This window comes from Terrimonas pollutisoli (assembly GCF_029360765.1).
Lineage (GTDB): Bacteria > Bacteroidota > Bacteroidia > Chitinophagales > Chitinophagaceae > Terrimonas_B > Terrimonas_B pollutisoli.
On sequence record NZ_JARKNA010000040.1, the window covers coordinates 1 to 10059 of the forward strand.

The 10059-nt window shown below is 46.4% G+C and carries 1 protein-coding gene; it reads right to left on the bottom strand.

What is annotated here, in order from left to right:
* On the bottom strand, positions 1-10059 hold a 10059-nt coding region (locus tag P2W73_RS26065; RefSeq protein ID WP_276505043.1), incomplete at both ends, for a beta strand repeat-containing protein.

The window sequence follows — 10059 nt, forward strand, 5'->3', positions numbered from 1 at the left end:
CGGGGCCTGCGGCGGTTAATGTTTGTCCGTTCCAGGTATATGGCAATGCGGCTTCACAGATGGTGATAGTCTCGGTAGCGGTTACGTTTGGATTAACCACGAGAGTCAATGTAACAACCGAATCACAACCATTGATATTTTGGAGTATCGCTGTGGCGAGGCCTGCGGCGGTTAATGTTTGTCCGTTCCAGGTATATGGCAATGCGCCTTCGCAGATCGTGATGGTCTCGGTAGCGGTTACGTTTGGATTAACGTTGATAATTGTGGTGCAAGTTGAGGCTCCACATGCATCATTAACCGTCCAGATAATAGTTGAAACACCAGTATTAAATGTTCCACTTGCATCATTCCCTATTCCATTTCTACTCGTTGCGCCGGTTATTTCAAAACTAATATTTGTTGATCCATTACAGCTATTTGCGGCGATTAATAATGGAACTGTATAAGTGTTGCCAGAATTTTCGCAGTATGTCTGAGTTGAAGGACAGATTAGTGCTAACGTAGTAGGATTAATAGTATAAGTATACACCCAGTTATAGGCAACCCCATTACAATCGGTGTAAGTAAATGTATAGGTCTTGATACCGGCACAGGCAGGATCAGCCGATGCAACGGGAGCCGAAGGCGTAATAGTTCTTCCGCAGTTATCAGTTACAACAGGAGGCATTGGCACAACAGCGTCAGCCAAACAGGAAACAGTAGAAGCGCCATTAGCCGACATGTTTACAACCGGTGCGCTGATGGTATAGGTATACACCCAGTTATAGCTTACACCATTACAATCGGTATAAGTAAATGTATAAGTCTTGATACCGGCACAGGCAGGATCAGCCGAAGCAACGGGGGCCGAAGGCGTGATAGTTCTTCCGCAGTTATCAGTAACAGTTGGTGGTGTTGGTACAACTGCATCAGCCAGACAGGCAACAGTAGAAGCGCCATTAGCCGGCATGTTTACAACCGGTGCACTGATGGTATAAGTGTACACCCAGTTATAGCTTACACCATTACAATTAGTATAAGTAAATGTATAAGTTTTAATACCTGCACAAAGAGGATCAGCCGAAGCAACAGCAGCCGAAGGCCTGATAGTTCTTCCACAGTTATCAGTTACAACAGGAGGCGTTGGCACAACAGCGTCAGCCAAACACGCAACCGTAGAAGCGCCATCAGCAGGCATTGTTACAGTCGGAGCCAGGATGGTGTAAGTATATGACCAGTTATAGGTCGTACCATCACAATCGTAGTAAGTATAAGTATAAGTTTTTGTGCCACCGCAAACAGGGTCAGGTGTTACAACAGGAGCCGAAGGAGTAATAGTTCTGCCGCAGTTATCAGTTACAGTTGGTGCAGCCGGAGCGACAGCCTCAGCAGGGCAGGTTACGGTGGAAGCACCATTAGCCGGTAATGATACATCCACTATTGGTGCGGCGATAGTATAAGTATAGATCCAGTTGTAAGCAACGCCATTACAATCAGTATAAATAAATGTATAAGTTTTAATACCTGCACAAACAGGATCAGCCGAAGCAACGGGAGCCGAAGGCGTGATAGTTCTTCCACAATTATCAGTCACAGCGGGTGGTGTTGGTACAACCGCTTCCGCTAAACAAGCTACAGTAGATGCACCAGCAGGCGGCATGGTTACAACCGGTGCGCTGATGGTATAAGTGTACACCCAGTTATAAGCAACCCCATTACAATCGGTATAGGTGTAAGTATAAGTTTTAGTACCACCGCAAACAGGGTCAGGTGTTACCACCGGTGCAGAAGGGTTGATAGTTCTTCCACAGTTATCGGTAACAGTTGGTGGTGTTGGTACAACAGCCTCCGCTAAACAAGCTACGGTAGAAGCATCATTAGCCGGCATTACAACAACCGGTGCACTGATGGTATAAGTGTACACCCAGTTATAAGCAACCCCATTACAATCGGTATAAGTAAATGTATAGGTCTTGATACCGGCACAAACAGGATCGGCCGATGCAACAGCAGCCGAAGGTGTGATAGTTCTTCCACAGTTATCAGTTACAACAGGAGGCGTTGGCACAACGGCCTCCGCTAAACAAGCTACGGTAGAAGCATCATTAGCCGGCATTACAACAACCGGTGCACTGATGGTATAGGTATACACCCAGTTATAGCTTACACCATTACAATCGGTATAAGTAAATGTATAAGTCTTGATACCGGCACAGGCAGGATCAGCCGATGCAACAGCAGCAGAAGGTGTGATAGTTCTTCCACAATTGTCAGTCACGATCGGTGGTGTTGGTACAACAGCCTCCGCTAAACAAGCTACAGTAGATGCACCAGCAGGCGACATGTTTACAACCGGTGCGCTGATGGTATAGGTATACACCCAGTTATAGCTTACACCATTACAATCGGTATAAGTAAATGTATAAGTCTTGATACCGGCACAGGCAGGATCAGCCGAAGCAACGGGGGCCGAAGGCGTGATAGTTCTTCCGCAGTTATCAGTAACAGTTGGTGGTGTTGGTACAACTGCATCAGCCAGACAGGCAACAGTAGAAGCGCCATTAGCCGGCATTACAACAACCGGTGCACTGATGGTATAGGTATACACCCAGTTATAGGCAACGCCATTACAATCAGTATAAGTAAATGTATAAGTTTTAATACCTGCACAAACAGGATCAGCCGAAGCAACGGGAGCCGAAGGTGTGATAGTTCTTCCACAATTATCAGTTACAACAGGAGGCGTTGGCACAACAGCATCTGCCAGACAGGCGACAGTAGACGAACCATTAGCCGGTATTACAACAACCGGTGCACTGATGGTATAGGTATACACCCAGTTATAGGCAACGCCATTACAATCAGTATAAGTAAATGTATAAGTTTTAATACCTGCACAAGCAGGATCAGCCGAAGCAACGGGAGCCGAAGGTGTGATAGTTCTTCCACAGTTATCGGTAACAGTTGGTGGTGTTGGTGCAACAGCATCTGCCAGACAAGCTACGGTAGAAGCATCATTAGCCGGTATTACAACAACCGGTGCACTGATGGTATAGGTGTACACCCAGTTATAGCTTACACCATTGCAATCAGTATAAGTAAATGTATAGGTCTTGATACCGGCACAGGCAGGATCGGTCGATGCAACAGCAGCAGAAGGTGTGATAGTTCTTCCACAGTTATCGGTAACAGTTGGTGGTATTGGTGCAACAGCATCTGCCAGACAAGCTACGGTAGAAGCATCATTAGCCGGTATTACAACAACCGGTGCACTGATGGTATAGGTGTACACCCAGTTATAGCTTACACCATTGCAATCAGTATAAGTAAATGTATAGGTCTTGATACCGGCACAGGCAGGATCGGCCGATGCAACAGCAGCAGAAGGTGTGATAGTTCTTCCACAGTTATCGGTAACAGTTGGTGGTGTTGGTACAACAGCATCTGCCAAACAAGCTACGGTAGAAGCATCATTAGCCGGCATTACAACAACCGGTGCACTGATGGTATAGGTGTACACCCAGTTATAGCTTACACCATTACAATCAGTATAAGTAAATGTATAGGTCTTGATACCGGCACAAACAGGATCGGCCGATGCAACAGCAGCAGAAGGTGTGATAGTTCTTCCACAGTTATCGGTAACAGTTGGTGGTGTTGGTACAACAGCCTCCGCTAAACAAGCTACGGTAGAAGCATCATTAGCCGGCATTACAACAACCGGTGCACTGATGGTATAGGTGTACACCCAGTTATAGCTTACACCATTGCAATCAGTATAAGTAAATGTATAGGTCTTGATACCGGCACAAACTGGATCAGCTGATACGGCCGGAGCAGAAGGTATAATAACTCTTCCACAGTTATCAACAACCGCAGGTGGTATTGGTGTAACTGCATCAGCCAGACAGGCAACAGTAGAAGCGCCATTAGCCGGCATGTTTACAACCGGTGCACTGATGGTATAAGTATACACCCAGTTATAGCTTACACTATTACAATCAGTATAAGTAAATGTATAAGTTTTAATACCTGCACAAAGAGGATCAGCCGAAGCAACGGGAGCCGAAGGCGTGATAGTTCTTCCACAGTTGTCAGTTACAACAGGAGGCGTTGGCACAACAGCGTCAGCCAAACAGGCAACCGTAGAAGCGCCATCAGCAGGCATTGTTACTGTCGGAGCCAGGATGGTGTAAGTATATGACCAGTTATAGGTCGTGCCATCACAATCGTAGTAAGTATAAGTATAAGTTTTGGTTCCGCCGCAAACAGGGTCAGGTGTTACAACAGGAGCCGAAGGAGTAATAGTTCTGCCACAGTTATCGGTCACAGTTGGTGCAGCCGGAGCGACAGCCTCAGCAGGGCAGGCCACGGTGGAAGCACCATTAGCCGGTAATGATACATCCACTATTGGTGCGGCGATAGTATAAGTATAGATCCAGTTGTAAGCAACGCCATTACAATCGGTATAAGTAAATGTATAAGTTTTAATACCTGCACAAAGAGGATCAGCCGAAGCAACGGGTGCCGAAGGCGTGATAGTTCTTCCACAATTATCAGTCACAGCGGGTGGTGTTGGTACAACCGCTTCCGCTAAACAAGCTACAGTAGATGCACCAGCAGGCGGCATGGTTACAACCGGTGCGCTGATGGTATAAGTGTACACCCAGTTATAGGCAACGCCATTACAATCAGTATAAGTAAATGTATAGGTCTTTATACCGGCACAGGCAGGGTCGGCCGATGCAACAGCAGCCGAAGGTGTGATAGTTCTTCCACAGTTATCGGTAACAGTTGGTGGTGTTGGTACAACAGCCTCCACCAAACAGGCGACAGTAGACGAACCATTAGCCGGCATGTTTACAACTGGCGCACTGATAGTATAAGTGTAGCTCCAGGTAGCAGTTGCGCCACTACAATCTACATAGGTATAAGTATATGTCCTGGTACCCGTGCAACTTAATGTTGATGGACTATCGGTGATCACCGGCACCGATGCTGTCAATATATTTCCGCAAGCGTCTCTGATTGTCGGTAACACAATTCCGGAACCGTTTGCATTGGCAGGACAACTAACTGTTGAGCCGCCATTAGCCGGCATTGGGATAGGTTGATAGTCTACCGTATAAGTGTACACCCAATCTTGTGTATTCCCTTCACAATCCGTGTAAGTATAAGTATAAGTTCGGGTTCCTTCACACGTTAACGCAGGACTAATAACAGGGACCGATGGCGTTAATACATTTCCACAGTTGTCGGTCACAACAGGTAATGCTGATGGTGGATTATTGGTTGCTGCAGGACAGGAAACCGTTGAGCCGGCGTCAACAGGATCTGCGAACGGTTCGTATTCCACTGTGTAAGTGTATACCCAGTTCTGTGTATTTCCTTCGCAATCGGTATAAGTATACGTATAGGTTCTGGTGCCTTCGCAGGTCAAGGCAGGGCTGATAAGCGGTGCTGATGGTGTTAATATATTTCCGCAATTATCAATCACAACAGGCAGCGCGGCAGGCGGTGTATTGGTCGCAGCCGGGCACGAAACAGTGGAACCTGCGTCAACAGGATCTGCGAACGGTTCGTTTTCCACTGTATAGGTATATACCCAATCTTGTGTATTTCCTTCACAGTCGGTATAGATATACCTGTATGTACGGGTACCTTCACAGGTCAATGCAGGACTAATTATAGGAGCTGATGGCGTTAAAATATTTCCACAATTATCTGTTACGACCGGTAGCGTGGTTGGGGCAATATTCGTTGCAGCCAGGCAAACTACCGTTGATCCTGCATCGACAGGATTTGCAAAAGGAAGATATTCTACCGTATAAGTATATACCCAGTTACTTGACAACCCTGAGCAATCAGTATAAGTATACGTATAAGTTCTGGTTCCCCCGCAGACAGGTTTTGGACTTATAACCGGTAAGGAAGGAGTCAAAATATTTCCACATACATCTATAACTACCGGTAACGTTGGCGCCACATCAGTTGCATCAGGGCAGTTGACAGTCGATCCTCCATTGGCCGGCACTGTCGGCGGTGTAACCCTGTCTATTAAATAAGTAAACACCCAGGTGCTGGACAGGCCTGCACATTCTGTAAATGTATAGGTATAGGTTTTTGCGCCTTCGCAAACCGGATCGCCACTTACCACCAGCGTTGGAGTAATGATTGCACCGCAACCATCTCTTACCGTCGGAACAGCCGGTGGAACAGCAGCCAGTATACATTCCACTGTGGTAGTGACATTGGCAGGAACCACTGGTGGAGTAGTATTATTTACAATAATTGTTTGTGAGCAGGTACTTGAATTACCGCAATCATCCGTAGCCTGGTAAGTTCTTGTTACGATATAATTATTAGGGCAGGTCTGATTGCTGATTACATCACTCACAAAACTTATCGTTGGATTCGCATCGCAGATATCTGTTGCAGATCCACCCGCAGCAATAAAACTGGCCAGGTCAAAAGCTGGTATAGGAGGACAACTCACGTTGAGCGTTGGCGGGCAAATAATTGATGGTGGTGATGTATCAAGTATTCGTATCGACGAAGTATCTGTTGTTACATTTCCGCATGAATCTACCGCAGTAAATGTCACGATACGAACACCACCACAAGTTTGTGTAAAGGGAGAATAATTATTTGAAACAGGCAACAATTTAGATATGTTGGTACTGTCGTAAGCAGTTGCAGAAGCAAGCCATGCGCTGATTGTGGCTGCAGTATTGTTGCTGTTACATTCAATGTAAAGTGGCGCAGGTACATCCAATACGGGACCTGATAAGTCAAAAGCAATTGTATAGTTAGTTGTATCCTTATTACATAACAAACCTGTCTGCGTTTCAGTAACTACCAATGAATAATTACCAGCTGTTGGCGGTGTAAAACCCGAAGAGCTTGTAGATAAAACAGTGCCCATGCCATTTGGTTGGCTATACCATTCGTAGACATAAGTTCCGGCCGGGCTTATCGAAGCTGTGAGATTTGGAATATTGCTGGAGCAAATAATAGGCGGAACACTCACCTTCGCCTCGATTGTAGGAATAACATTTACCGTAACATCCTTGCAATCTGTTACAGGCAGACCGTTACAGTTAAGACCGCCAGTGACTGTGCCGCATACCTGGTAAACAATCGAAGCAGGTGCATTGGCATCTGGTGTAAATACCGGATTCAGGCAATCGGTACAGGATAAATACCTGAGCAGGCTTTGATCGTTCGAACTAGCCACAGACCATGTTACTGTATTCGGCTGAATACCCGATACCGACAATTGACCCGGGCAATTCGCATCTGCACGGGTAATGAGGTTTGACGCACCCGTTACTCCTGACACCGACTGAATAGAATAAGTATTAGGGTTGTTACCTGGCTTACAGAAAGTGAGTGTATAGAAACGATTTCCTTGTAAGCAGACAAACTCTCCAACCTGGTGGGGTGGACCGCAATCAATATGGTAATATAGTGCACCTGGCGGGATAGCTCCAGATGCAATATTGAAGATAATACCAATAGAGTTTTCATCCAGGTAAAGGTTAAACGACACACATCTTGGCGGAGGAGGTCCAGTTGCACCGCAACACAAACCATCTCTTACCACGCTGGGTGAAATCCAGGTACTGTCAGGATTCCCCGTTAATATTACCGGGAAGAACGGTACAGTTGATTGGCACACTGAGCAGTTAGAAACATCCTGCACAGTGATTGTTTGGGTGCAGGTTGATACATTGCCACAATCATCCACAGCTTGCCAGGTGCGTTCAACACTTGTTGGGCAGAATCCTGGTTTCCCTTCCAATCCATAGAACACCTCATTGATAAGAGTTATTGTAACGGCGCCGCAATTGTCAGTTGCAGTCACGGAGTTACTGTCAGCTGCAGGAATTGCATCAGGGTTTGCAACACTGAAGTTGTTGCAACTGATTACCGGCGGTGTCGTGTCATCAGCATTGATGGTCTGTATACCCGTTGCTGTATTATTGTTGGCGTCGGTTGCTATCCAGGTGCGGGTGATCGTGTACCTGCCATCACAGTTACCTGCTGTTATAACATCTGTATAATTAATTGTAATGTTCGCATTTGCTGTACAATTATCAGTAGCTGTTGCCTGGCCAGTTGTTGCCGGCAATTGACTGGATCCGCATTGGATATTTACATTAGCCGGTACGGTAAGAGTCGGGGCGATATTGTCACCGATCGTCACAGTGGTTGTTGCAATGACGGAAGGACAACTGTTGACTGCCGGAATAGTATAGGAGACAGTGTAGGTTGCCGGTGTTGATGTGCTCGCATTAATGGCACCCGTTGTAGCATTTAGCGACAAGCCTGGCGGTGCAGAAAATGTTCCGCCAGTTGTGCCCGATACCGTTACGGCAACATTGGTATTAGATGGGCAAAACGGACCACCTGCATAGTTTATGGTCGCAGCAGGTAAAGGGTTTATTGTGATCGTTGTGTTAGTGGTGAAAGCGGCACAACCACCTGCTGCCGGTATGGTATATGTAATCGTATGGGTACCTGTTGCACTCGTGCCTAAATTAATAGCACCGGTAGTGTTGTTGATTTGTAATCCCGCCGTGCCACTGTAAGTGCCACCGGCTGTACCTGTTTGTGTAACCTGGATCACACCACCGTTTGAGCAAAAAGTTGTTCCGGTATATGAAATAGTAGCGGTAGGCGCTGCGGTAATCGTAACGGAATTGATTGCTGTTACGGCAGCGCAGCCTCCTGTTGCCGGGGATGTATAGATGACCGTATATGTGCCCGGTGTACTTGTGGAGGGTGTGATAGCTCCGGTAACCGGATCAATAGTCAACCCTGCAGACGCATTAAATGTGCCTCCCGCATAAGCATTTGTTCCCGTCAGCGTAACGGACTGAGGAGTTGTTACAGAATTACAGTAAGGTGATCCTGTGTATATAATATTTGCAGTAGGTACCGGGGTAATGGTAATGATATTGTTAAAGACAACCGGTATAGCCGGGCATCCTCCGGAGGCTGGTATTGTATAAATGATGGAATAAGTTCCGGGGGCACTTGCACTCGGCATTATTGAACCATTACTGAAATGGATTGATAAACCTACGGGGGAGGCGGTGTAACCTCCGCCGGTGTAGGTTCCGGTACCTGTTAGGGTAACAGGTTGGGCAATATTATTATTGATACAGAAAGCCGATGCAGGATAGATAACAGAAGCTGTTGGTCTTTGCGTGATCGTTACATTGGTTGTTGCGCTGGTTGAACATCCGGCTTGATCTGTAACAACCAAGGTATACATACCATTGGCAGCAGTGGTAACATTTGTTATCACGGGATTTTGCAGCGCAGAAGTAAATCCGTTCGGACCAGACCAACTATAATTTAAAGATCCTGTACCACCAGATGCATTGGATAAAAGATTCAAATCACTTCCGGAACAAACCGGTGTATTTGAACTAATGCTGCTTATCGTGATTGCTGGCGGTTGATTGATGGTAACCGAAGCGGTAGCTGTACAATTATTGTTGTCCGTAACGGTAACGGTATAAGTTCCTGCGGCAAGAGCGGTGATATCCTGGGTAGCAGCGCCATTGCTCCACACATAAGTGTAAGGAGTCGTACCCCCGTTAACACTTAAATCAACAGAACCGGTACTGTTGCCAAAGCAAAGCACATTGACATGAGCTTCACTCAAAGCAAGGGCTGCAGCAGGTTGTGTAATGGTAACAGAAGTAGTCGCAGTACAATTATTGGCATCGGTAACGATAACAGAATAAGTGCCGGCCACAAGAGCGGTGATGTCCTGGGTAGCAGCGCCATTGCTCCACACATAAGTATAAGGAGCGGTACCACCATTAACAATTAAATCAACAGAACCGGTGGCATTACCAAAGCAAAGCACATCCACTTTTGAAGAAGTGAGAGCCAGGGCTGCAGCAGGTTGTGTAATGGTAACAGAAGTAGTCGCAGTACAATTATTGGCATCGGTAACGGTAACCGAATATGTGCCAGCCACAAGAGCCGTGATATCCTGTGCCGAAGCACCATTGCTCCACACATACGTATAAGGAGTCGTACCACCGTTAACAGTTAAAT